Raw genomic sequence first — 23,865 nt, 5'->3', positions numbered from 1 at the left:
ACTACCGCTTAGTGCGTGTCACTCTTTGCCGGTTGTGGACTCTTCGGTGCCTGCGAGACGGGTGCGCGATTGCGCACGATCCAGGCCATCGCACCGACGATGATCGCGACACCGAGGGTGAGGCCGGCCATGATCCCTGCCCATCCCGCAAAGCTGCGGGTACTCGGATCGGCGTAGTTCACTTCGGCGCGCACAGTCGATACCTCGCCGGCCGGCAGAGTCCACGAGACCCGGGAATCGCCGTCCCGGTTGCCGTTGGTCGTGGAGATGCGTGCGGGAAAGGCGATGCTGAATTGGATGTCGGATCCCTGGGCGGGCAGGGCTTTGAGGTCGGCCTTTCCGTCCAACGCGACGGTGTCACCACTGCGCTGAAGGGTGAGTTGGAACGAACCGGCACCTTCGTCCGTCATGGCAGCCAGTTGCGAGACGTCACCGAAGCTGAGATCCCAGAAGAACACCTGTGATCCGACGTAGCCGTCCTTCTTGTATTCCTGAACCCGGATGTTTTCCGCGAGCGAGGTCGGCGGTACCAGTTGTGGCCCGGGATCGGCTTCGTTCTCCGGAATCACGGCCGCGACGATCTGTCCTGACACGCGGTCATCGGCCGAGACACCCATCGAGACCTGGACTCGTAGGCAGCCCGCGAGCAGCGGCACCAGCATCAGTACGAGAGCTGCCGTGGCAAGGAGTTGCTTGCGACGTCGCGGCCGCGTGGTGTCATCCGTGGACTGTTGCACAGTCGTCATCGTGCCAGCCGTCGCATCGGTAGTCAGCTACGAGGGGGTGTGTCGGCGTGGGAAGTCCGATACCGGGCGAACTCGACGCCGAAGGTGGCCAGTAGCCAGACCCCGAGAATTCCCATCACGACAAACCCGTACATCGCCGAGTAGCGCAGTTCCGGCGCACTGAGGAACACCGCATGTGCGAGGGCAGAACCGAGCCACGTCCACAGAAACAGCCCGTAGGGAACGGCGTCGGAGAGCGTCGGCTCTTCGTATCGACTCGCGATCGCCTCCATGATCGTTGCCATGATCAGGCCGATCGCGATCCACCCCGCGTAGTTGGTCAGGGGAATGTGAGCGACGCCGGCAAGTCCCGCGTTGTCGACGCACCATGCCCATTGATCGTCGGCCACCATCTGTGGATCGAGATACAGATCCCAGCCGACCAACCCTGTGACTGTGAGCGCGACGCGGCCGACTCGCCGCGAGGCCGGCGTGAAATGGCGAACCAGGCGAGTGGCCACACACCAGATCGGATAGAAGCCTGCAGTCCAGGCGAACGGCACGATCAGCGGCACACCGGACAACGCCGGCCCGAGGCGATCGACGCTGTACCCGTAACAGCCGTACGGCATTCCGGTGGCGGTACCCACTATCTCTGACGCCAGTCCGACCCCCGCGGTGACCGCGATCAGCGCAGCGGTCCAGACCGCACCACGGTTGATCGCCGCGTGGCTGATGGACGCAGCGGCCAGTAAACCCACCACGGCGACGGTGACGGCATCGCGAGAGCTGCCGTCCACCAACGGATACACGATCTGCGCGCCGATCGCCGCCAACGCCAGAATCAGCGGAACACGTTGCCGGGTCACGTCCTTCGACGTATCCGGCTGAGCATCGACGTGCCGCGCCGCTCGGACAGTGCGATGCGCGCAGCGCTGCGCCCACTCGCCCCGGACACACCACCGCCGGGGTGCGTCGACGCGCCCGTGAGGTAGAGGCCCTCTGCGCCGGGGACGCGGTGCGCCGACAATTCGGGCAGTGGACGCCACATCATCATCTGATCGAGGGACATCTCGACATGCATGACGTTGCCACCGATCAACCCCATCTCGGACTCGATGTCGCGCGGAGTCTGAATGTGCCGCTGGCGAATGCTGTCGGTGAAACCGGGCGCCGACGCCTCCATCTCGGCGACAACGCGATCGGCTTCGGACTCCGCGAGCGACGCCCAGTCGCGATCTGCGCTCAACCGATACGGCTGCCACTGCGACCACAAAGTCACTTGATGTTCGTTCGGGGGAGCGATACTCGGATCGATCCCACTGAAACTCATACCGAGAACCGCGGGGCGCGGGGGAAGTTCGCCGCCGAGAGCTGCTCCGTGAGCGGTCCGGAGGTGTGCGCGATCGGACACCAGAAGTTGCAGGCCGGACGTGCTCTCGGTAATCGACGCCGACGGGTACCGCGGAAGTGACGACGTCGCCAATCGCAGCACCATGCCGATTCCCGGCCCGACGCGGATCCGCCGGCGCCACCGATCCAGGGTGGTTGCGTCGAAGCCTCCGTGGCCCAGTAGATCCAACGTCGTCAGGATGTGGCAGCCCGCGACGACGGTGCGGGCCCGAACCTGCTGTCCACCGGCGGTTCTCACGGTCCAGTGATCGCCGTCGCGGGTCAGCGACGTCACGGCGTTACCGAGACTGACGGCGCCGCCGTCCGTCTTCAGCCTCGAGATGAGGGCGGCGCTGAGTGCGCCGCTGCCACCAACGGCGCGCCCCGGCGGAAGAACGTGCATGAGCGCGGCAAAACCAACCATCGGCGCGGTGCCCGGCTCCGACATCGGTGGTCCCGATTGCGCTCCGAACCAGGCGAGCGCGGCTTTGAGTGGTTCGCTGTCGAAGTATTCGTCCAGGAGCGCGTCGCCGGTAGCGAGGAACTGGCGCGCGAGATCGCTACCGCCGCTCCCGGTGTCGAGGCCCCAGAACGACGACAGCAGATTGGGTCCGGTGGGTGGGGCGGAAAACGCCCGCATCACCCGCGCACTGCGCTCCGACCAGATATGCACGAACCTGCGGTAGGCGTCGGCATCACGTGCGCCACAGGCGTCTTCGATCGATCGGCAGGTTGCGTCGAGGTCGCGGTGGAACACGATTCCCGGGCGACCCGAACCTGTGGGAGGTGGTGCGTACGCCCAGGGATCGCAATCGATGTAGCGAAGTCCGTGGGCCGCAAGCCCGAGTTCCTCGATGATTCCGGTGTGGCGAATCATGATGTGCGCGGACGAACCACGATCGACTTTGTGTCCCGGAAATCGTTCGATAGTCGAGACGGCGCCGCCGGGGACCGTGTCCTTCTCGAGCACCTGGACCGACCAGCCTTCGCGTGCGAGATAGGCGGCAGAGACCAACGCGTTGTGCCCGGCGCCGACAACTACTGCGTCGAGAATCGCTGTCACAGTGGCAATCCTCGTCCGAGTACGGCAAACGGTCGACTGTCTCCGGCAAAGCGGAATCGCCTGAGCACGTCCTGAAATCCCAGTCGCCGATACAACCGCCACGCGCGGTTGTCCTCGTCGTACACCTCGGGAGTGGACAGGAGAACGGAGCGCTCCGTCCGATCGCGCAAGAGGTGCCGAAGCAGGGATTCACCCAAACGGTGCCCCTGGCCACTCGGATGAACGTGGAGCTCGGTGAGCTCGAAGTAATCGTCGAGAATGGCCGAGATCTCGGACTGTGGCCGACCGTTGCGACGCAGTCCGTGCAACACCTGTTGGTGCCACCACTGGTCCGAACTTCCGCGATAGCCGTAGGCGATTCCGATGAGGGGAGCAACAGTGTTTTCGGGAGCAGCAGTGTCAGGTGCAACGGTGTCCGCAGTTGGCTCTTGTCCGGCGCACGCGCCGACGGCTTTCCATCCCGGTCTGGTCGAGTGCTCCGTCCACATCGGCGCGCGATGGAACTCGGTGCCACGTGGATAGTCCATCGCGGTGACGTACACGGACAGCGCCTCGTGTAGTCGCTTCGCGAATTCCTCGCGGTCGAGGTCGACCGTGTACGGAGTCCAGGCGATCTGCGGGTCGACTGGTCTCACCTCTTCTCTTGACTACTTGTCGGTGGGTGCAGTTATATTGAATAGGTCGAACGAATGTTCGATAAGGGTGATCTGGAAATGACACCCGAGGTGGAGATGCCCGAAGGGAAGCGGGCATCCCCACCGCACCACATTTCGATCCTTGTGAATGCAATCCCCTTTGGCGCGGGAGGTGCCCCGGATGTCCGATCGAGTGAAGTCCGAAAGAACACCGAAGTCCGACAGGGTGCTGCCGGCGGAACTGGCGTGCCCCTCGCGGTCGGCACTGTCGAGACTCCCGGAATCAGCGAAAATGCCGGGGCGAGTGGCGCGATCGTCCGCCACCGCGTTTTCCGGGAATGGTTCCGCGGGCGGGCTCGCGTGGAATCTGTTGGGGAAGGCCGATTCCTTGTTGGCGGAGTCCGTCGGAGCAGGAGATGCGTCAGAACGCTTTCGATGCGCCTATCTGGCAGCGTTGCGGGGCGCTGGAGCAGTTCTGGCTGTGGGTGCGACGGGAAGTGGACGGCGTAAGAAGAGTGGGAACGCGTGGACCCGGTTGGACGCGGACGCACCCACTTTCGGTGCGTGGTCGAGTTACTTTGCCGGCTGGTCGAACACCCGCGCGGCGGTCGAAACAGGCATGCAGGTGGATCTCAGCGACGCTGATGCCGATGGATTTTCTGTCGAAGTAGCCCGATTTCTGACTGCGGTCGAGGATTTTGTCGGCCAGGCTCATCGAATCGGCCTGAGAGCATCCTGAATTTTTTGATGTCTGAGATGGCCGAATTCACAGAAAATGCAGGTTCTGTGGCCTGATGGGGGCTGATTTACGGTTCGGCCGGGCAAATACGTACGCTTGTGGCATAACTCGTACCCAGAGTTGGTGGTCCGCGACCTAAACTGCTCGTAGTATAAAAAGCAGGTAGTCGTTCACGTTGACTACCCGCCACCTCACACCGTGGGGTGGTTGCCTAACTTCCAGTGCCGGGGGAGGTACCGTGCCACTCTCCGAGCACGAGCAGCGCATGCTCGATCAGATCGAGAGCGCTCTCTATGCCGAAGACCCCAAGTTCGCCTCCAATGTGAGGGGCGGCCGTATGAGGGCGCCGTCGAGTAGACGGCGTTTTCAAGCTGCGGCGCTCTTTGTTGTGGGCTTGATCCTGTTGATTGCAGGCCTTCAAGTCCTCAAACTGGGCTCGTTTCCGATTCTCAGCTTGGTCGGGTTCCTGTGTATGTTCGGCGCCGGCGTCATGCTCTTGTGGGGCGGCGGCCGACGGGCGGGGACACCAGCTGCGGACGGCGCCCAGACCGGTGAACACCAGTCCGGGCCTCCGGGCGCGGGTGGGTCGAGCGGCGGCCGAGGGCATTCACGCGGTCGACGATCAGGTGGGGGATTCTCTTCCCGCATGGAAGATCGATTCCGTCGCCGGTTCGAGCAGGACTAGCTCTGACGCAAGTCGATGACCCCGTCGGCCAGTCCGGCGGGAGATTCACGGTGGTCGATTTCACCTGAATTGTTCCACCTACGCGGGTAGCGCGTGCGCCCTCGCAAGCGACATAACCCATAACAAAACATGACGGTCGGCAACCACTGGTTGCCGGCCGTCTGTCGCGTTACCGGGGGACCATGGTCCCCTCCACTTTCCTCCCCTGCTATGGGTAGTTTCTGGCATCGCGATGGGCGTGTAGGGCTTAGACAGTCGACCACATCTGTTGAGCTGGACTTATAGGTCGAATATGGGGTTGTGTGACGTAGGACGGCAACGATCGGTGATGTGCGTGGGGACACCGCTGACGGAAATTCCCCAACTTTCCCCACCCGCTTTGAGCTGCTAATACTCAGCAAATCAGCCCGGTTAGTGCCCGGTAGCTCCTTGTGTGTGGGGGAAAGTGGGGTACTGTGGGTGCGGGCGGAGAGCTTGAAGCCGTATTTCGCCCAAACGGGAGGGTTTCGGCGAAGCTCGCAGGAGGTGTCGAGTGTTTCTCGGAACCTTCACGCCGAAGCTCGACGACAAAGGCCGGCTCACCTTGCCGGCCAAGTTCCGAGAAGAGTTGTCAGGAGGGTTGATGATCACCAAGAGTCAGGATCACAGCCTTGCTGTCTATCCCCGGGACGAGTTCGTCAAGCTGGCTCGTAAAGCAGCGGCAGCTCCACGTAATGATCCGGCCGCACGAGCGTATGTTCGCGCTCTGGCAGCCGGCACGGATGAACAGCACGCCGATGCCCAGGGGCGAATCACCCTCTCGGCTGATCATCGGCGTTACGCAAACCTTTCCAAGGAATGCGTAGTGACCGGGTCTGTCGACTACCTCGAAATCTGGGCTCTCGAAGCCTGGGAGAGGTATCTCGGAGACAACGAAGAGGACTATTCCCAAGCAATTGGCGAATCTCTCAGCGAGATCGTCTAGGCGGATAGTTTGTGGCGAATGCCACGAGGCCTCTGCCCGGAAAGACCCTGACGCACTTCCCCAGCGCCAGGTTCTCCTTCGGGCAGGGACCTCGGAGCATTCGCCCGTTCGAGCAGTCATTCTTCATCGGAATCATGAAAGTAGGAGCCGGAGCACACATGGTTGATCGCGAGGTGAACGAACCCTCGGACACCGACGGCTTCGCGCACGTTCCTGTTCTTCTGCACCGCGCAGATGATCTCCTCGGTCCCGCTATCACTGCGGTCGGTGACGGCGGCGCCGGCGCTGTCATGATCGACGCGACACTCGGCCTGGGTGGGCATTCCGAGTTCTTCCTCGGAAAGTATCCGGGACTGCACCTCATCGGTCTCGATCGCGACACCAATGCGCTGGCTATCGCGTCGGAGCGTCTTGCTCCGTTCGCCGATCGAACGACGTTCGTGCACACCACCTATGACGGCATCGAAGATGCGCTCGAACAGGCGGGCCTGCCGACGACGGAGTCGGTTCATGCGATTCTCTTCGACCTCGGTGTTTCCTCGATGCAGTTGGATGAAGCCGATCGTGGTTTTGCGTATTCGATCGATGCGCCATTGGACATGCGGATGGACCAGACCGTCGGCCTCACCGCCGCCGAGGTTCTCAATACTTACAGCCACGGCGATCTCGCCCGAATTCTGAGTACGTACGGCGAAGAGCGATTTGCGGGAAAGATTGCGTCCGAGATACTTCGGCAGCGCGAGAAGGAGCCGTTCACCACCAGCGCCGCTCTGGTCGAGTTGTTGTATCGGACCATTCCCGCGGCCACTCGTCGCACCGGCGGGCATCCGGCCAAGCGCACGTTCCAAGCTCTGCGGATCGAGGTCAACGCCGAATTGGATTCCTTGCGTGCCGCAGTACCGGCAGGCCTGGATGCCCTCGCAGTTGGTGGCCGAGTTGTCTTCATGTCGTACCAGTCGCTCGAGGATCGAGTTGTCAAGGCAGAGTTGGTCCCTCGCTCCAAGTCGACCAGCCCCGAGGGGCTACCGGTCGAGCTACCCGGCATGGGGCCGGAGTTCAAGATCCTCACCCGGGGCGCAGAGCGAGCTTCGGAGCAGGAAATCGAGGAGAACCCACGAGCAGCTCCGGTGCGCTTGCGTGCCGCTGAACGCATTGCCAGGAGGCGGGCATGACGAAGCAGAGCACCACCGGGGAAGAATCTGCACGTAAGCGCCGTTCGGGTGCGGCGCAGCGTGCCTACGAAAAGCGAACGGCTCGGGCCCTCGGGCACGGCGGGGTCGGTGCCAGCGGCACCGCTATCTCTCGAGGCGGCGAGTTCAAGGCACGAATTCCGTTTGTAGTCTCCATCATCGGACTGTTCTCGATCGGTCTTGCCGTGACGTTGCTCCTGACGACCCGGTCCGCTGAGGACTCGTATCAACTCAGCGATGCCCGTGCGTTCAATCAGTCCTTGGTGGAGCAGAAGGCTGCCCTCGAACGCGATTTCCAGTCGCGTAACTCCGCACCGGAGCTTGCAAATCAGGCGAGCGCGCTCGGCATGGTTCCGGCCAAGGATCCGGCCCGCCTTGTTGTCCACCCGGACGGTCGCGTCGAGGTGGTCGGTACACCCGCGCCGGCCACTGCCGAACCGTTGCCGCCGCTCGACGCACCTGTCGTGGCGTCGCCGCCCAGGGTGGCAACCACCACACCTTCAGTGCCCCCAGCCGTCAGGACTACTGCGCCGGCTCCACTCAACCCGCAAAACCTGGCTCAAAGTGAGCAATTGATTCCCGTCACGTCCACTCCGCCGTCCCCGACCACGACGGTGGTGCCGTCTCCGACCGAGGACCGTCGGTGAATCGCGACCCACACTACGACGCGCGCCGACGAGATCCCCAGTACGACGCGCCTCGGCGAGATCCACGTCGTAGACCTGCGGGGCAGCGCAGTCCTCGCGGATCGAAGTCTGCGAGCTTCCCGTTTCGCCAGCGTGTAGGCCGGTGGACGATGTGTGGGGCGCTTGCTGTTGCAGCGCTGCAGCTGTTGTGGATTCAAGGCGTCGACGCTCCGAGCCTCGCCGCGGAGTCGGCTAATCAGCGCACGACCACTCAGATCGATCCGGCGGTTCGAGGATCGATCACGGATCGAAACGGCACGACGCTCGCCTTCACGATGGAAGCCAAGGCGCTGACGTTCCAGCCGAAAGTCGTTCGCAAAGAACTGGAAGAAGCCCGGGCCAAGAGCATCGAAGCGGGTGTGGAACCAGATCAGCAGGCACCCGAAGTGTCGACACGGCTGGCCGAGATCGCGGCCGGGGTCCACGCCAAGCTGGGTGATGCAGCTCCGGAAAAGGACGTTCTTGCGAAGTTGAACAGCGAGGAGACGTTTGTCTATCTGGCGCGAAGCGTCGATCCGGCTGTAGCAGCAGAGATTTCGGACAGCTTTCGTGAGGTCGGCCTCGAGCGCCAGGATATTCGCGAGTATCCGGGTGGGTCCCTCGCGGCAAATATGGTCGGTGCAACCGGGTGGGACGGGCACGGCCTCCTGGGCCTCGAGGATTCGATGGACTCGACCCTTGCTGGTATAGACGGTTCCCAGACCTACGACCGCGGTAGCGACGGCGCTGTGATTCCGGGCAGTTGGCGCGACAAGCAGCCTGCAGTCAACGGCTCGGGAGTTCAGCTCACCATCGATTCCGATCTCCAGTTCTTCGTGCAGCAGCAGGTGCAGATCGCCAATGACAAGTCGGGCGCGAAGAACGCGTCGGTTGTGGTCCAGGACGTTGCGACCGGTCAGATTCTGGCGATGGCCAACGACAACACGTTCAACCCCGGGATCGGTCTGGAAAACAATCTGCGGTCGGTCGAGACCGGCAATCTTTCGGTGACGAGCCCGTTCGAGCCCGGTTCCGTGAACAAAATCGTCGCTGCGGCGGCGGCCGTCGAGGACGGATTGACCACACCGGACGAGGTTCTGCAGGTTCCGGGAAGCATCACGATGTCGGGGGCGACGGTCAAGGACGCGTGGGACCACGGCGTGGTTCCGTACACCTCTACCGGTGTCTTCGGTAAGTCGTCCAATGTCGGAACGCTCATGCTCGCGGAGCGGGTCGGCGAGGATCGCTTTGCGGAGATGCTCGACAAGTTCGGTTTGGGCCAGCGCACCGAGGTCGGGCTTCCCGACGAGAGTGCAGGCATCGTGCCCAGCCGCGACCAGTGGTCCGGTGGCACGTTTGCCAACTTGCCGATCGGCCAGGGTCTGTCCATGACATTGCTGCAGATGACGGGGATGTACCAGGCGATTGCGAACGACGGCGTTCGTATTCCGCCGCGCATCGTCAAGTCCACCGAGAACTCGTCGGGGGAGCGAACCGAAGCGCCGCAGCCCGACGGTATCGAGGTGGTGAGGCCGGAAACAGCGGCGACAGTTCGGGACATGTTCCGCTCGGTCACGCAGGACGACACCGGAAATCAGCGCGGCACGGGGGTGGCTGCGGGCGTAGAGGGCTATCAGGTCAGCGGTAAGACCGGCACCGCGCAGCAGATAGATCCGGCGTGCAAATGCTATTCCAACTCCAATTACTGGATCACGTTTGCGGGCATCGCACCGGCAGACAATCCTCGGTTCGTGATCGGAATCATGCTGGATGCTCCGGTTCGCGGTGTCGACGGCGGCGGCGGACAATCGGCCGCTCCGTTGTTCCACAACATCGCGTCGTGGATGCTGCAGCGTGACAGCGTGCCGATGTCCCCGGATCCGGGTCGTAAGTTGGTGCTGCAGGCGGACTGATCGAGCGGATCACGATCCACGCGGTCTTCGGCGTGTTCCTGCACGCGGTAATCTCATACGTCGCAGTTTTCGGTTGTTTCGAATCTGTGAGTGCCATGACCAACGACAATCGCCAGGAGTCGAGTGACAGTGCCGAATCGTTCGCAATCGTCAGAGCCGGGTGTAGCGGTCAACGCACGACCGGCGAATCCGATTGAGACGGCGATCACTGCCTTGGCGGAGTTGTCCGGAGCACGACTCGACTGGCTGCACGTCGAATGGTCGGGTACAGAGAAGGCCGCCACCGTCGTATCCGGTGTGGACCTGCGTGCGCAGGACATCGTCTCCGGCGATTTGTTCGCCGCACTGCCCGGTGCCCGTGCGCACGGCGCGCAGTTCGCCGGTGACGCATTGGCCAGTGGAGCAGCCGCGATTTTGACCGACGACGACGGATTGGCGTTGATACGTTCGTCGAACCCGAGCGTCGACCGCCCGGTCATGGTTCTCGTGCACCCGAAGCCTCGGGATGTCCTCGGTGAGATCTCGGCTGAGATTTACGGCCGACCCTCGGAGAAGATGCAGGTCATCGGCATCACGGGTACGTCAGGTAAGACCACCACGTCGTATCTGCTGGAAGCGGCGCTGGTCGGTGCGGGACGAAACCCTGGTCTTGTCGGCACTATCGAGACCAGAATCCATGGACGGCGGGTTCCGAGCGCTCTCACCACGCCGGAGGCTCCACACCTCCATGCTCTGTTTGCCGTGATGGCAGAGCAGGGTACCGATACCGTCGTGATGGAAGTGTCGAGCCACGCACTCTCCCTCGGCCGCGTCGACGGCATCCGATTCGACATCGGAGCGTTCACCAATCTTTCGCAGGATCACCTGGACTTTCACCGAGATTTCGAAGAGTACTTCGCGGCGAAGGCCCGTCTGTTCGATCCGGCGTCCACAGTTCACGCAGAAAGCTCCGTTGTCTGCGTCGACGACGAGTGGGGGCGTCGGATGGCAGAAGTGGCGTCCGCCGGCGACGTGACAACGGTGGCGACCACGGAAGCCGAGTCCGACTGGAAGGTCGGTTCGGTCGAGGTCGCGGCCGACGGTTCCCAATTGTTCGACCTTTCCGGACCGAATGAGCGGTCCTGGCCGGTGTCCTTGAGACTGCCGGGTCGATACAACGTGGCAAACGCCGCGCTCGCCCTGACGGTGAGCGCGAAGGCCGGTATCGATGTGGCGTCGGCGGTGACGGCAGTGGGAACGGTAGATGTTCCTGGTCGTGTGCAGCGTATCGACCGTGGTCAAGGATTTCTCGCAGTGGTCGACTACGCGCACAAGCCCGCAGCGCTCGAGGCTGTCATCGCGACGCTGCGTAATCAGGTTTCCGGACGTGTCGGGGTTGTTGTCGGTGCCGGCGGTGATCGCGATGCGGGCAAACGCGCTCTGATGGGTGAGGCCGGCGCGAGGGGCAGCGATCTGCTGATCGTCACCGACGACAACCCCCGGACAGAAGTGCCTGCCACGATTCGCGCAGCAGTGATGGCCGGCGCTCTCGCGGTTCCGGAATCCGAGCGTGGGGTTGTGCTCGAGGTCGGGGACCGCGCGGAAGCTATCGAACAAGCCGTTCGTTGGGCGCAGCCCGGCGACGTAGTACTGGTGGCCGGCAAGGGCCACGAAACAGGTCAGGAAATCGACGGGGTCAAGCACCCGTTCGACGACCGCGAGGTGCTGGGAGACGCGATCGACCGGATCGCGATCGACACAGCGCATGGAGGCACGAAATGATCCCGATGACGCTCTCTCGGATTGCCGAGATCGTCGGAGGAACTCTGCACGACGTCGACGATCCGTCGGCAACAGTGACAGGGACCGTCGAATTCGATTCTCGCAGAATAGGTCCGGGTGGACTGTTCCTGGCACTGCCAGGCGCCCGCGTCGACGGTCACGAGCACGCCGAAGCAGCGGTTGCCGCCGGTGCGGTGGCTGTGCTCGCCGCACGGCCCGTCGGAGTACCCGCCATTGTGGTGTCGCCTGCGCAGACGTCCGGTCCGAGTTCGGTGATGGCACTCGAGCACGACGCCGACGGTTCCGGCGCGGCAGTACTGAACGCGTTGGGGTTGTTGGCCCGCGCGGTGGTCGATACGTTGTCGGAGCAGAGCGGTCTCACTGTTGTCGGGATCACCGGATCGGCAGGCAAGACGTCCACCAAGGATCTTGTTGCCGCAGTGCTGCGTGGTTCCGGCGAGGTTGTTGCTCCGCCCGGTTCTTTCAACAACGAACTCGGTCACCCCTGGACAGCGCTTCGCGCCGACGAGCAGACCAAATTCCTGGTATTGGAAATGTCGGCCCGCGGCCTCGGGCACATCGCGGAGTTGGCACGGATCGCTCCGCCCAAGATCGGCGTCGTCCTGAACGTAGGTACGGCGCACCTCGGTGAGTTCGGTTCCCGTGAGGCGATCGCAGCCACCAAAGGTGAACTGGTCGAGGCACTTCCGTCGGCAGCAGATGGCGGCGTCGCCATCCTCAACGCAGATGATCGCATGGTTGCGGCCATGGCGTCGCGGACCACAGCGCGGGTGGTGATGGTCGGACAGTCCGAAGGTGCACACGTGCGTGCCACGGATGTGACTGTCGACGATCAGGCTCGTGCGAGTTTCACCCTGAACTCGGAGAAGGGTTCTGCGCGAATCCGTCTCGCGGTTCACGGTGAACATCAGGTCGGGAACGCGCTGGCCGCCGCCGCAGTTGCGCTCGAGAACGGCGTGCCGGTCGCCGAGATCGCCCGCATCCTCGAAGACACCAAGGCGGCGTCGGCCCGGCGCATGGACGTCAGCGACCGCAGTGACGGCATCACCGTGATCAACGACAGTTACAACGCCAACCCGGACTCGATGCGCGCAGCGCTCAAGGCGTTGGTGTCGATGGCCAGATCTGACCGTCATTTCGGCCGCCGCAGTTGGGCTGTGCTCGGTGAGATGGCGGAACTCGGCCCCGAGTCGGTAGTCGAGCACGATGCGATCGGCCGACTGGCCGTGCGACTCGACGTCACGAAGCTCATTGTTGTCGGCACCGGTCGCCCGGCCCGCGCGATGCACCAGGGCGCGGTGATGGAGGGCTCATGGGGAGACGAGTCGATGGTTGTCCCCGATGCCGCCGCGGCTCTGAAGGTTCTCGAAGCGGAACTCGAGCCAGGTGATCTGGTGCTGGTCAAGGCTTCACAGTCGATCGGTCTCTGGACGGTCGCCGAGGCGGTCCTGGCGCAGAAGCAGGTGTCGGAGTGATCCAGATTCTGTTGGCCGCGGGCATCGCGCTCGCGGTCTCGATCATGCTCACGCCGATTCTGATCAAGGCGTTCGCAAAACAGGGATTCGGCCAGGAGATCCGCACCGAAGGCCCGGCCAGTCACCAGGCGAAGCGCGGCACACCCACGATGGGCGGCGTCGCTATCCTTGCCGGAATCTGGGCGGCGTACTTCGGAACGCACCTCATCGGAATGGGCATCGACGGGGCGGAGGGTCCGACCGCGTCCGGTTTGCTGGTTCTCGGTCTGACAACGGCGCTCGGCGGCGTCGGCTTCCTCGACGACTTCATCAAAATCCGAAAGCAGCGCAACCTCGGTCTGAACAAGACGGCAAAGCTGGTCGGACAGTTTGTCGCAGCAGTGGCCTTCGGAATCCTCGCGTTGCAGTTCCGCGGCGCCGACGGTCTCACCCCGGGTAGCGTCCACCTGTCCTACGTGCGTGACATCGCCACGGTGTCGCTCGGTTCGGTCGTCTTCATCGCGTTCTGCTACTTGCTGGTCAGTGCGTGGTCGAACGCCGTCAACCTCACCGACGGCCTCGACGGACTTGCCGCGGGCGCAATGAGTTTCGTTCTCGGCGCCTACGTCATCATCACGTTTTGGCAGTTCCGCAACTCGTGCGAAACCAGCCCGGTCAAGGGTTGCTACGACGTTCGTGACCCGCTCGATCTGGCCTTGATCTGCGCGGCCGGCGCCGGTGCGTGTATCGGATTCCTGTGGTGGAACGCCGCTCCCGCAAAGATATTCATGGGTGATACCGGTTCGTTGGCCCTCGGCGGCATGCTTGCCGGACTCTCGATCACCACCAACACCGAACTCTTGATGGTTGTCATCGGCGCACTGTTCGTCGCTGAGGCTGCGTCGGTGGTGATCCAGGTAGCAGTGTTCAAGTCCAGCCGTCGACGGGTATTCCGGATGGCACCGTTCCACCATCACTTCGAACTTGCCGGGTGGGCGGAAACCACGGTCATCATCAGATTCTGGCTGCTCGCCGCGATTGCGTCGGCGATCGGGCTTGCACTCTTCTACAGCGAATTCCTCGCAGCTATCGGAGGCTGACCGTGAGCGAAGCTGGAGCGAACGACCTGAGCTGGCTGCGCGGACAGCGTGTTCTGGTGGCCGGCGGCCGGGTATCCGGCCAGGCCACCATCGAACCTCTGGTCGCACTGGGTGCTTCGGTGACGGTCGCCGATTCCACCCTGGATTTTGCCGATCGGTGCGCCGAACTCGGTGCGGACACCACCGTCACCACCAGTTCGATCGAGGAAGATCGTGGTGTGATCACACGGTTCGCACTGGTCGTCACGAGTCCCGGGTTCCGGCCGGACGCCCCGATTCTGGCGGCCGCCGCCGGACACGGGATCCCTATCTGGGGCGATGTCGAACTGTCCTGGCGTATCGACCACTGCGGTCTGTACGGTCCACCGCGAAAGTGGCTGGTGGTCACGGGTACCAACGGCAAGACAACCACTACGTCGATGCTCGCGTCCATCCTCGATGCTGCGGGTCTCGAAGGGCGGGCGTGCGGCAACATCGGACTTCCGGTGTTGGCGGCGCTGTCGGACACGTCGCCGCGAGTCGATTACCTGGCCGTCGAACTGTCGTCGTTCCAGTTGCACTGGGCGCCGTCGGTGCGCCCGGACGCCGGTGTTGTCCTCAACGTGGCCGAGGATCATCTCGATTGGCACGGCGGGATGGCCGCGTACGCGGAGGCCAAGGCCCGTGCTCTCAGTGGCAAGGTCGCCGTAGTCGGACTCGACGACGCGATTGCCGCAGAACTCGGCGGGGCCGCCGAGGCCGACATCGTGGTGGGATTCCGGTTGGGCGCTCCGGCCCACGGTGAGTTGGGTGTGTCGGACGGCCATCTGGTCGACAACGCATTCGGCGACGGCCTGCAGTTGGCCGAGGCTGTGGACATCGATCCGCCCGGCCCCGCCGGCGTCATGGATGCGCTTGCCGCAGCGGCCCTCGCGCGCGCTGTCGGAATCGACGCCGACGCTGTGCGGGCCGGATTGACGGCGCACAAGGTCGGACCACACCGCGGCACAGTTGTCGGTGATGTCGGCTCTGTTCTGTACGTCGACGATTCCAAGGCAACCAATCCGCATGCTGCCCGTCCGTCGATCCTGGCTCACGATCGAGTCGTGTGGGTCGCCGGTGGTCTGCTCAAAGGGGCCAGTGTCGACGAGTTGGTGACCGAGGTCCGCAGCCGACTTGCCGGTGCGGTGTTACTCGGACGCGACGCAGGCGACATCGAGCAGGCATTGACGCGACACGCGCCTGAGGTCCCCGTAGTCCGCGTGATGACGGGGGACGATGCACACGTGAGTGAAAATCACAGCACTTCGACGCAGGTGATTCGGCTGCCGTCGGGATCCGACGCGGATGCGGTGATGGCGACGGTGGTGAATCAAGCCGCTGCGCTGGCGTCGCCGGGTAGCGCGGTGGTTCTAGCTCCCGCCGCGGCGTCGTTGGACATGTTCGACAGTTACGGCCACCGCGGCGACAGTTTTGCCGCGGCGGTCGGTGCACTGTCGGATCCTCCGGAAAACGCGAACAAGGCTGGGATCGCGGAATGACCAAGGGTCCCAAGACCCGAATCGGTGCCTGGCTTGCGCGGCCGTTGGCGTCATTTCATCTGGTAGTAACCGTCGCAGTGATGTTGACGGTCTTGGGACTTGTGATGGTTCTCTCGGCGTCGAGCGTCGAGGCTTATGCCGAAAACAAGTCGGCGTACTCGATGTTCCTGAAGCAGGCGATGTTCGCCGCTGTGGGTTTCGTGTTGTTCTACGTCGCGTTGCGGTTGCCGATTCGTTCGATGCGCGTGATGTCGTTCCCGGTGTTCGTCACCACTGTTGTGCTGCTTGTCCTTGTTCTCATTCCGGGTATCGGGACCGAGGCGCAGGGCACCCGCGGGTGGTTTGTCGTCGGGCCGCTGTCGGTGCAGCCGTCCGAGTTGGCCAAGATCGCGTTTGCGATCTGGGGAGCGCACGTGTTGGCGTCGCGTCGCGGCGAGATCACCACGATCAAGGAACTCCTCGTGCCGTTGGTTCCGGCTGCACTGGTGGTCTTCGTCTTGATCATCCTGCAACCCGACCTCGGCACCACCGTGTCACTCATCATCATTCTCTTTGCGCTTCTCTGGTACGGCGGATTGCCCGTCAAACTGTTCCTCGCAATTCTCGGAACCGGTGTGGTGTCGGTGGCGATTCTTGCGTTGACGGCGGGTTACCGTTCCGACCGTGTACGCGCGTTCTTCGATTCGGATGCAGATCCACAGGGCACCGGATACCAAGCGCGTCAGGCTATGTACTCGTTGGCCGACGGTGGAATATTCGGACGTGGACTCGGCCAGAGCGTGGCCAAGTGGAGTTACCTGCCTAACTCGCACAACGATTTCATCTTCGCGATCATCGGTGAGGAACTCGGATTTGTCGGCGGCGCTGCCGTCATCGGTCTGTTTGCTCTGTTCGTCTACACCGGCCTGCGGATTGCGGCGCGGTCCTCGGATCCGTTCCTGCGAATCCTGACCGCGACGGTGACGACCTGGATCACCGGGCAGGCGTTCATCAACATCGGATACGTCGTGGGGCTACTGCCCGTCACCGGACTGCAGCTGCCGCTGGTGTCGGCAGGTGGAACGTCGACGGCGACCACGCTGTTCATGTTCGGTGTCGTCGCCAATGCCGCACGTCACGAGCCGGAAGCGATCGCCGCCCTGCACTCCGGTCAGGACGGTAGGATTTCCAAGCTGCTGCGGCTACCGATGCCGGTGCCGTTTCAGTCGACCAGGCCGAGCCGTCCCCGCGGCAGTGCGGAATCGAACCGCTCTCGCGGCAGTGCGGAAACGAACCGCTCTCGCGGCAGTGCGGAATCGAGCCGCAGGGCCCCAGCAGGGCAGAATGGACGACGTCGGCAGGCACCGACGCGCAAGACACACAATGCACATGAAGTTCGAGAGCGAGGAATTCGTAGGTGAGCGGCAATAATTCAGCTCTGTCGGTAGTGGTGGCAGGTGGAGGAACCGCTGGTCATATCGAGCCTGCTCTGGCAGTTGCGGACGCCGTGAAGGCGCTGGCACCCGACACCACCGTCACCGCGTTGGGAACCGCCCGCGGGCTCGAGACGACACTTGTTCCCGCCAGGGGGTACACACTCGAACTGATTCCGCCGGTCCCGTTGCCGCGTAAGCCGACGATGGACCTGGTGAAACTCCCGTTTCGCATTCGAGCGTCGGTGCGTAAGACACGTGAGGTGCTCGACGCGGTCGACGCCGACGTCATCGTGGGTTTTGGTGGCTATGTGGCGCTGCCCGCATATCTTGCCGCTCGCGGTGGAGTGTTGCGCCGCCGTCGCACCATTCCCATCGTCATCCACGAGGCCAACGCCAGTGCCGGCATCGCGAACAAGATCGGTGCGCGCCTGGCAACGCGCGTCCTGGCTGCAGTCCCCGGGTCCGGGGTGAAGAATCGCGGCGCGAGCGATGCCGACATCGTGGGTATCCCGGTGCGGGCGTCTATCGCGAACTTCGACCGGGCCGGTTTGCGGGCACAGGCCCGTGAGTATTTCGGCCTTCCGCTCGATGGTCCGGTTCTGCTCGTATTCGGCGGTTCGCAGGGGGCGAAGTCGCTCAACGACGCGGTGTCCGGCGCTGCCCGGGAATTGGCAGACGCGGGAATCTCGGTGCTGCACGCGCACGGGCCCAAGAACACGCTCGACGCCCCGCAGTTCTCGGAGGCTGCGCCGTACGTTGCCGTGCCGTATCTCTCGCGCATGGATCTTGCGTACGCCGCGGCCGACGCCGCGATCTGCCGCTCCGGCGCGATGACTGTCGCGGAGGTGTCTTCGGTCGGACTGCCGGCCGTGTACGTTCCGTTGCCACATGGAAACGGTGAGCAGGAGTTGAACGCAAAGCCCGTTGTCGCAGCAGGTGGTGCGGTGATCGTCAGCGACGCCGACCTGACTCCGACATTTATCGCCGACACCGTGGTGCCGCTGCTCACCGATTCGCCGCGGCTGCAGGCGATGAGCGCGGCCGCTGCCGGTGTCGGACACCGGACCGCGGCGACCGAGATCGCGCGGATCGTTCTGGACACTGCCCGGATCAGCAACACAGAAGCACGTGACAACACCGCAGTACGCAACACAAATAGGGGAAACCGATGACCGCGCTGCCCGCCCACCTCGAGCGAGTACACATGGTGGGTATAGGTGGTGCCGGCATGTCCGGCATCGCACGAATTCTGTTGTCCCGCGGCGGACTTGTATCAGGATCCGATGCCAAGGAAAGTCGCGGCGTCTTGGCTTTGCGGGCGCGCGGAGCGCAGGTCCGGATCGGCCATGACGCCGACGCGCTGGATCTTCTTCCCGGCGGCCCCACGGTTGTCGTCACCACGCACGCGGCCATCCCCAAGGACAATCCGGAACTGGTCGAAGCAGAGCGTCGTGGCATTCCGGTGATTCTCCGGCCGGCAGTTCTCGCGTCGTTGATGGAGGGAAACCGCACGTTCCTCGTGTCGGGAACTCACGGTAAGACGTCGACCACGTCGATGTTGGTTGTCGCCCTGCAGCATTGTGGATTCGATCCGTCGTTTGCGGTGGGAGGCGAACTCAACGAGGCCGGAACCAATGCGCATCACGGCAGCGGCGACGTCTTCGTGGCGGAGGCGGACGAGAGTGACGGCTCGCTTCTGCAGTACGACCCCGACGTCATCGTCGTGACCAACATCGAAGCCGATCACCTGGACTACTTCGGAAGCGTCGAGAAGTACGTGCAGGTCTTCGACGATTTTGTGGGCAAACTGGCTCCCGGTGGTCTGCTGATCGCGTGCCTCGACGACGCGGGTTCAGCGGATCTGGCCAAGCGGATCGTTGCGTCCGGTCGGGGCGATATTCGAGTTATCGGCTACGGCAGTGCCGATGCTGGCGACGCGGCCTTCGAGCCGGTTGACGGTGTAGAGGTGGGTGTGCGACTGCTCGATTTCCGGGCACACGACGTAGGCGGAGTCCTGCAGTTCCAACTGGCCGGTGAAAAGGCCGCACGGACGGTTCGGATGGCTGTTCCCGGCCGTCACATGGCGTTGAACGCTCTGGCAGCCCTGTTGGCGGCGCGTGATGCCGGTGCGGAGATCGACGAGATCGTCGAAGGACTCGCCGGATTCGGGGGAGTGCACCGGCGGTTCCAGTTCACCGGTCGCGAGCGTGGTGTGCGTGTGTTCGACGATTACGCCCACCATCCCACCGAGGTGCGAGCGGTTCTCGGCGCAGCCGCGGATCTTGTTCGACCGCAAGATGATTCATCGGTGGCGAACTCCGCTGCCGGTCGCGTGATCGTGGTTTTCCAGCCGCACCTGTACTCGCGCACGGCGACGTTTGCCGACGAGTTCGCGGCAGCGTTGGACCTTGCAGACGAGGTAGTCGTTCTCGACGTCTACGGTGCGCGCGAAGAACCGTTGCCCGGTGTCAGTGGGGCATTGGTTGCGCAGGCTGTCACGAAACCCGTTCACTACCAGCCTGATCTGTCGCTCGCGCCGCGTCAGGTAGCCGGTCTGGCAGGTCCCGGTGACATCGTCATCACGATGGGCGCCGGCGACGTGACCATGTTGGGCAAACAAATCCTCGACGCGCTGCGCGCAGTTCCTCATCAGGCTTCGCGCACGCAGACGCGATGAGTTCGGACGCACGTAGCCGCCGCGGTCGTCGTGCTCCGGCGGCCCGGCGTACCGCCAACACCAGAGCGCGAAGTACCCGCACAGAATCGCGCTACTCGACCCGCGCCACTGCGCCGAAGCCGCCGCCGACACCAAAATCGCCCTGGTACAAGCGGCCGGTAGTGATGGTGCCGCTGGCGGCCGTTGTTGTTGTCGGACTCGTTCTGACAGCGTGGTTGTCACCTGTTCTCTCCGTTCGCGGTACCGAAGTCAGGGGAGCGACGACGGTCTCCGAGGAGCAGATCCTGGAATTGCTGGCGATCCCTGCCGGCACGCCGTTGATGCGTGTCGATGCAGGATCGGCGGCGGCACGAGTCGCGGCTATTCCGAAGGTCGCATCCGCGCGGGTGCAGCGGATGTATCCGTCGACCATTCGGGTGACGATTACCGAGCGCGTCCCCTTGGTGTTCGTGGATTCGCCGGAAGGCACCCATCTGCTGGACGAGAAGGGCGTCGACTTCGAGATCGGCGTTCCGCCGCCCGGCGTGCCTCGACTGGTGACGGCGACACCCGGATGGAACGATCCGCCGACCTTGGCTGCACTCGAGGTGCTTGCGGCATTGCCACCGGAGTTGCGGATGCAGGTGGGAGAGGTTGCTGCCCGGTCCATTTCGGACGTCTCGATGACGTTGGTCGATGGACGTGTCGTCAACTGGGGTGGCGTCGAGAAGTCGGATCGAAAGGCTGCAGTCACGCTGCCGTTGTTGACGCAGCCGGGCCAGACGTACGACGTGTCGAGTCCCGATCTTCCGACGGTGCGTTAGTTCAGGCGCGGAATGTGCGAACTCACGTCAAATACTTCCCGAAGTTTCGGCGCGCCTAATGGCGGATCGTGACGTCGATGCATAGCGTTTGGTTTCAGATCGAATACTTGACATAACTCTAACCCTGTGGTTGAGGTTGAGAGTTGAGATTCACCCGCTTCACCCAGTACCCGCTTCACCCAGCAATAGACAACAGCGCGTAACACGACACGGAAGGCGAGAGCCGATGACGCCCCCGCACAACTACCTCGCCGTAATCAAGGTCGTCGGCATCGGCGGCGGCGGCGTGAACGCAGTCAACCGCATGATCGAACAGGGACTCAAGGGAGTCGAGTTCATCGCGGTCAACACGGACGCGCAAGCCCTCCTGATGAGCGACGCCGACGTCAAGCTCGACGTCGGTCGTGAACTGACCCGAGGCCTCGGCGCCGGTGCAGATCCCGAGGTCGGCCGCAAGGCCGCCGAGGATCACAAGGACGAAATCGAAGAGGTCATCAAGGGCGCCGACATGGTGTTCGTGACCGCAGGCGAGGGTGGTGGCACCGGAACCGGTGGCGCCCCCGTCGTCGCCAGCATCGCCCGGAAGTTGGGCGCACTCACCGTTGGTGTCGTGACCCGGCCGTTCTCCTTCGAAGGCAAGCGTCGTGGCGGCCAGGCCGACACGGGCATCCAGGCGTTGCGTGAGTCGTGTGACACGCTCATCGTCATCCCCAATGATCGGCTCCTTCAGCTCGGGGATGCGGCTGTCAGTTTGATGGACGCATTCCGCAGCGCTGACGAGGTTCTGCTCAACGGCGTTCAGGGCATCACCGACCTGATCACCACTCCCGGACTGATCAACGTCGACTTCGCGGACGTGAAGGGTGTCATGTCCGGTGCCGGTAGCGCACTCATGGGCATCGGCTCCTCGCGAGGCGAAGGTCGTGCGATCAAAGCTGCTGAGTCCGCTATCAACTCACCGCTTCTCGAAGCGTCGATGGAAGGCGCCCGCGGCGTTCTGCTGTCGATCGCCGGTGGCAGCGATCTTGGTCTGTTCGAGATCAACGAAGCGGCATCCCTCGTGCAGGAAGCCGCGCACATCGATGCCAACATCATCTTCGGAACGGTGATCGACGATTCACTCGGAGACGAAGTTCGTGTGACGGTCATCGCTGCCGGTTTCGACGGGGGAGCGCCTGCGCGTCGCCCCGTCGAGTCCGCGGCACCCGGCCGAGGAGCTATCGGAGCAGGGCGCGCCGGCGAGGTCGGACGGTCACCGGTAGCTGCGGAACCGCCTGCGGAGCAGCAGGTTCCGGTTGCGCGCGAACCGATCGGTTCGGGGTCGCTGCCGCCGATTGCTCCGCCGCGTCATGTTGCGCCACAGGAGGACGACGGCGATGACGATGTCGACGTTCCCGTCTTCATGCGTCGCTGAGTAGAGCGTCGCGCAGGCTTTCGAGAGCAGGGTATCCAGATTTTCTGGGTACCCTGTTCTTGATTGTCCCTTTATCTCTGTCCGGAAGCTGCCTCGGGATCATGTCCCGTGCAGCAGTGAACATTCGACGTTTGTGAGCACAAAATTTTGAGTACCGAGAACGCGACCGCCAATTTCCGAGTCCGCCGTGTCGTGACCAGTCGCGCGGGCGGTGTTTCGGAAGCGCCGTACGACTCGTTCAATCTCGGTGATCACGTCGGCGACAACGCCGAAGCCGTCGACGCAAACCGTCGGCGCCTCGCCCGCGAAATCGGTGTCGAGCCGAATCACCTTGTCTGGATGGAACAAATCCACTCGCGCAACGTCACCGTCGTTACCGAGCCGACCGACGAGGTTATCGAGGTGACCGACGCCTTGGTCACTACCGTCCCCGGGCTGGCACTGGCCACGCTCAGTGCCGACTGCGTTCCGGTGCTGTTGTCCGACGAGCAGGCCGGCGTCATCGCCGCCGTGCACGCCGGCCGGATCGGTGCGCGCCTCGGAATCGTGACGCGGGTTCTGGCCGAGATGGTTCGCCAGGGTGCTGACGTCTCTCGGATCGGTGCCTTCCTCGGCCCGGCAGCCAGTGGCCGGCAGTACGAGGTTCCCGCGGAGATGCGCGCCGACGTCGAGAAGCATCTGCCAGGCAGTGCAACTCGTACCGCGAAGGGCACTCCCGGTCTGGATCTGCGGGCCGGAATCCGCAAACAACTTCTTGATGCCGGTGTTACGGGTGTCGCCGAGGATCCTCGTTGCACGATTGAGGACCGCGCGCTGTTCAGTCACCGCCGCGATTCCCTCACCGGGCGTCAGGCTGCGGTGATCTGGATGGATCCGATCGTCGCTGCGGAAGACAACTAGGCCGATTGCATGAACGCCGACAATTCTGGACGCGTGGCCGAGATCTCGGCGGCACTCGATTCGGTGCGGTCCCGCCTCACTGCGGCGTGCGCCGCGGCAGGGCGTCCGGCTTCTGCTGTGACACTTCTCCCGGTTACCAAATTTTTCCCCGCGTCGGATGCGCGAATTCTGTATGAATTGGGTTGCCGCGAGTTCGGTGAGTCGCGCGAGCAGGAAGCGATAGCCAAGGTTGCGGAATTCGCGGCCGCGGTCGCCGGCGGTTCAATGGACGGGGCTGATCCTGTTCGGTGGCACATGATCGGCCAGTTGCAGCGAAACAAGGCACGTTCGGTCGCGAAGTGGGCATACGCCATTCACTCGGTCGACAGTGCGCGGCTCGCTGACGCTCTCGATCGTGCCGCGCTCGACGCCCTCTCCGCTGGTGATCGCGCTGCACCGTTGCGAGTTCTCATTCAGGTGAGCCTCGACGCCGATCCGACGCGTGGCGGCATCGCACTCGACGAGTTGCCGGCCCTCGCCTCGCGGATCGAGACGGCCGACGGTCTGGAACTGGCCGGACTGATGGCCGTTCCGCCGCTGGGGTCGGACGCCGACGAGCAGTTCGCTCGCCTGCACGAGGTCCATCGCACCGTCCTCGAATCGCATCCGCAGGCGGTCGAGTTGTCGGCTGGAATGACCGGAGATCTCGAGGCTGCGGTTCGCCACGGATCGACTTGCGTGCGTGTCGGAACCGCACTGCTCGGCTCACGACCAGTAATCTCGAAATGATCGCTCTGGTGATCGCCCAACCCGTCCACACCGCGACCGGTCGCAGTCGGAGACAATCCGC

At 63.5% G+C, this 23,865-nt stretch carries 21 protein-coding genes; 17 read left to right on the top strand and 4 right to left on the bottom strand.

Annotated elements, in window-relative coordinates; genetic code table 11:
- Positions 1–8: 8 nt before the first annotated feature.
- The 4 genes from V2B23_RS18155 to V2B23_RS18140 are packed head-to-tail and all read right to left on the bottom strand — an operon-like array spanning position 9 to position 3,815.
- Entirely contained in the window at positions 9–746 is a 738-nt protein-coding gene (locus tag V2B23_RS18155) for an LppM family (lipo)protein (protein ID WP_430951636.1), read from the bottom strand.
- A gap of 23 nt (positions 747–769) precedes the next feature.
- Positions 770–1,594: a carotenoid biosynthesis protein gene (locus tag V2B23_RS18150; protein ID WP_430951635.1), complete on the bottom strand. Its 825-nt coding sequence runs from the start codon at positions 1,592–1,594 to the stop codon at positions 770–772.
- The gene (locus V2B23_RS18145) at positions 1,591–3,171 is read right to left on the bottom strand and encodes a phytoene desaturase family protein (RefSeq protein WP_430951952.1); all 1,581 of its coding nucleotides are present in this window, start codon (positions 3,169–3,171) and stop codon (positions 1,591–1,593) included. The genes V2B23_RS18150 and V2B23_RS18145 overlap by 4 nt, the downstream gene beginning before the upstream one ends.
- Before the next feature lie 5 nt (positions 3,172–3,176).
- On the bottom strand, positions 3,177–3,815 hold the full coding sequence (locus tag V2B23_RS18140) for a GNAT family N-acetyltransferase (protein ID WP_430951634.1): 639 nt from the start codon (positions 3,813–3,815) through the stop codon (positions 3,177–3,179).
- Positions 3,816–3,996: 181 nt separating this feature from the next.
- Here V2B23_RS18140 and V2B23_RS18135 point away from each other — a divergent pair, with 181 nt between their 5' ends.
- The 17 genes from V2B23_RS18135 to V2B23_RS18055 all read left to right on the top strand — a co-directional run bounded on the left by V2B23_RS18135 (position 3,997) and on the right by V2B23_RS18055 (position 23,804).
- Positions 3,997–4,554: an SAV_6107 family HEPN domain-containing protein gene (locus V2B23_RS18135; RefSeq protein ID WP_430951633.1), complete on the top strand. Its 558-nt coding sequence runs from the start codon at positions 3,997–3,999 to the stop codon at positions 4,552–4,554.
- Between the two features lie 238 nt (positions 4,555–4,792).
- Entirely contained in the window at positions 4,793–5,239 is a 447-nt protein-coding gene (locus V2B23_RS18130) for a DUF3040 domain-containing protein (protein WP_430951632.1), read from the top strand.
- A gap of 532 nt (positions 5,240–5,771) precedes the next feature.
- Complete coding sequence (gene mraZ, locus V2B23_RS18125; protein WP_430951631.1) at positions 5,772–6,203, top strand: division/cell wall cluster transcriptional repressor MraZ; 432 nt, start codon at positions 5,772–5,774, stop codon at positions 6,201–6,203.
- 158 nt (positions 6,204–6,361) lie between these two features.
- On the top strand, positions 6,362–7,375 hold the full coding sequence (gene rsmH / locus V2B23_RS18120) for a 16S rRNA (cytosine(1402)-N(4))-methyltransferase RsmH (RefSeq protein WP_045071103.1): 1,014 nt from the start codon (positions 6,362–6,364) through the stop codon (positions 7,373–7,375).
- Positions 7,372–8,040, top strand: a complete 669-nt coding sequence (locus V2B23_RS18115) for a hypothetical protein (protein ID WP_430951630.1) — start codon at positions 7,372–7,374, stop codon at positions 8,038–8,040. The genes rsmH and V2B23_RS18115 overlap by 4 nt, the downstream gene beginning before the upstream one ends.
- The gene (locus V2B23_RS18110) at positions 8,037–9,971 is read left to right on the top strand and encodes a peptidoglycan D,D-transpeptidase FtsI family protein (RefSeq protein ID WP_430951629.1); all 1,935 of its coding nucleotides are present in this window, start codon (positions 8,037–8,039) and stop codon (positions 9,969–9,971) included. Before V2B23_RS18115 ends, V2B23_RS18110 begins: the two co-directional genes overlap by 4 nt.
- Positions 9,972–10,100: 129 nt before the next feature.
- Entirely contained in the window at positions 10,101–11,732 is a 1,632-nt protein-coding gene (locus tag V2B23_RS18105) for a UDP-N-acetylmuramoyl-L-alanyl-D-glutamate--2,6-diaminopimelate ligase (RefSeq protein WP_430951951.1), read from the top strand.
- Positions 11,729–13,228: a UDP-N-acetylmuramoyl-tripeptide--D-alanyl-D-alanine ligase gene (locus V2B23_RS18100; protein WP_430951628.1), complete on the top strand. Its 1,500-nt coding sequence runs from the start codon at positions 11,729–11,731 to the stop codon at positions 13,226–13,228. Before V2B23_RS18105 ends, V2B23_RS18100 begins: the two co-directional genes overlap by 4 nt.
- On the top strand, positions 13,225–14,307 hold the full coding sequence (mraY, locus tag V2B23_RS18095) for a phospho-N-acetylmuramoyl-pentapeptide-transferase (protein WP_430951627.1): 1,083 nt from the start codon (positions 13,225–13,227) through the stop codon (positions 14,305–14,307). The genes V2B23_RS18100 and mraY overlap by 4 nt, the downstream gene beginning before the upstream one ends.
- Positions 14,304–15,827, top strand: a complete 1,524-nt coding sequence (murD, locus tag V2B23_RS18090; protein WP_430951950.1) for a UDP-N-acetylmuramoyl-L-alanine--D-glutamate ligase — start codon at positions 14,304–14,306, stop codon at positions 15,825–15,827. Before mraY ends, murD begins: the two co-directional genes overlap by 4 nt.
- On the top strand, positions 15,824–17,227 hold the full coding sequence (ftsW, locus tag V2B23_RS18085) for a putative lipid II flippase FtsW (protein WP_430951626.1): 1,404 nt from the start codon (positions 15,824–15,826) through the stop codon (positions 17,225–17,227). Before murD ends, ftsW begins: the two co-directional genes overlap by 4 nt.
- A complete protein-coding gene (murG, locus tag V2B23_RS18080; RefSeq protein ID WP_430951625.1) occupies positions 17,224–18,414 on the top strand; it encodes an undecaprenyldiphospho-muramoylpentapeptide beta-N-acetylglucosaminyltransferase in 1,191 nt (396 codons plus the stop codon). The genes ftsW and murG overlap by 4 nt, the downstream gene beginning before the upstream one ends.
- Positions 18,411–19,919, top strand: a complete 1,509-nt coding sequence (gene murC / locus V2B23_RS18075) for a UDP-N-acetylmuramate--L-alanine ligase (RefSeq protein ID WP_430951624.1) — start codon at positions 18,411–18,413, stop codon at positions 19,917–19,919. Before murG ends, murC begins: the two co-directional genes overlap by 4 nt.
- Positions 19,916–20,722 (top strand): cell division protein FtsQ/DivIB, encoded by an 807-nt coding sequence (locus V2B23_RS18070; RefSeq protein WP_430951623.1) that lies wholly within the window; start codon positions 19,916–19,918, stop codon positions 20,720–20,722. The genes murC and V2B23_RS18070 overlap by 4 nt, the downstream gene beginning before the upstream one ends.
- 226 nt (positions 20,723–20,948) lie before the next feature.
- The gene (gene ftsZ, locus V2B23_RS18065) at positions 20,949–22,136 is read left to right on the top strand and encodes a cell division protein FtsZ (RefSeq protein ID WP_430951622.1); all 1,188 of its coding nucleotides are present in this window, start codon (positions 20,949–20,951) and stop codon (positions 22,134–22,136) included.
- A gap of 144 nt (positions 22,137–22,280) precedes the next feature.
- A complete protein-coding gene (gene pgeF / locus V2B23_RS18060) occupies positions 22,281–23,036 on the top strand; it encodes a peptidoglycan editing factor PgeF (protein ID WP_430951949.1) in 756 nt (251 codons plus the stop codon).
- Between the two features lie 9 nt (positions 23,037–23,045).
- Positions 23,046–23,804: a YggS family pyridoxal phosphate-dependent enzyme gene (locus V2B23_RS18055; protein WP_430951621.1), complete on the top strand. Its 759-nt coding sequence runs from the start codon at positions 23,046–23,048 to the stop codon at positions 23,802–23,804.
- Positions 23,805–23,865 lie beyond the last annotated feature (61 nt).

Source organism: Rhodococcus sp. 24CO, from assembly GCF_050586165.1.
GTDB lineage: Bacteria > Actinomycetota > Actinomycetes > Mycobacteriales > Mycobacteriaceae > Rhodococcus_F.
The sequence above is the reverse complement of the archived record's forward strand: the minus strand, read 5'-3'. Positions and strand labels throughout refer to the sequence as shown.

Excerpts from the sequence above, each read along its gene's own strand:
- V2B23_RS18155 (WP_430951636.1), bottom strand. The coding sequence starts at position 746 with ATGACGACTGTGCAACAGTCCACGGATGACACCACGCGGCCGCGACGT.
- V2B23_RS18135 (WP_430951633.1), top strand. The coding sequence starts at position 3,997 with ATGTCCGATCGAGTGAAGTCCGAAAGAACACCGAAGTCCGACAGGGTG.
- rsmH (WP_045071103.1), top strand. The coding sequence starts at position 6,362 with ATGGTTGATCGCGAGGTGAACGAACCCTCGGACACCGACGGCTTCGCG.
- V2B23_RS18115 (WP_430951630.1), top strand. The coding sequence starts at position 7,372 with ATGACGAAGCAGAGCACCACCGGGGAAGAATCTGCACGTAAGCGCCGT.
- V2B23_RS18100 (WP_430951628.1), top strand. The coding sequence starts at position 11,729 with ATGATCCCGATGACGCTCTCTCGGATTGCCGAGATCGTCGGAGGAACT.
- ftsW (WP_430951626.1), top strand. The coding sequence starts at position 15,824 with ATGACCAAGGGTCCCAAGACCCGAATCGGTGCCTGGCTTGCGCGGCCG.
- murC (WP_430951624.1), top strand. The coding sequence starts at position 18,411 with ATGACCGCGCTGCCCGCCCACCTCGAGCGAGTACACATGGTGGGTATA.
- V2B23_RS18070 (WP_430951623.1), top strand. The coding sequence starts at position 19,916 with ATGAGTTCGGACGCACGTAGCCGCCGCGGTCGTCGTGCTCCGGCGGCC.
- ftsZ (WP_430951622.1), top strand. The coding sequence starts at position 20,949 with ATGACGCCCCCGCACAACTACCTCGCCGTAATCAAGGTCGTCGGCATC.
- V2B23_RS18055 (WP_430951621.1), top strand. The coding sequence starts at position 23,046 with ATGAACGCCGACAATTCTGGACGCGTGGCCGAGATCTCGGCGGCACTC.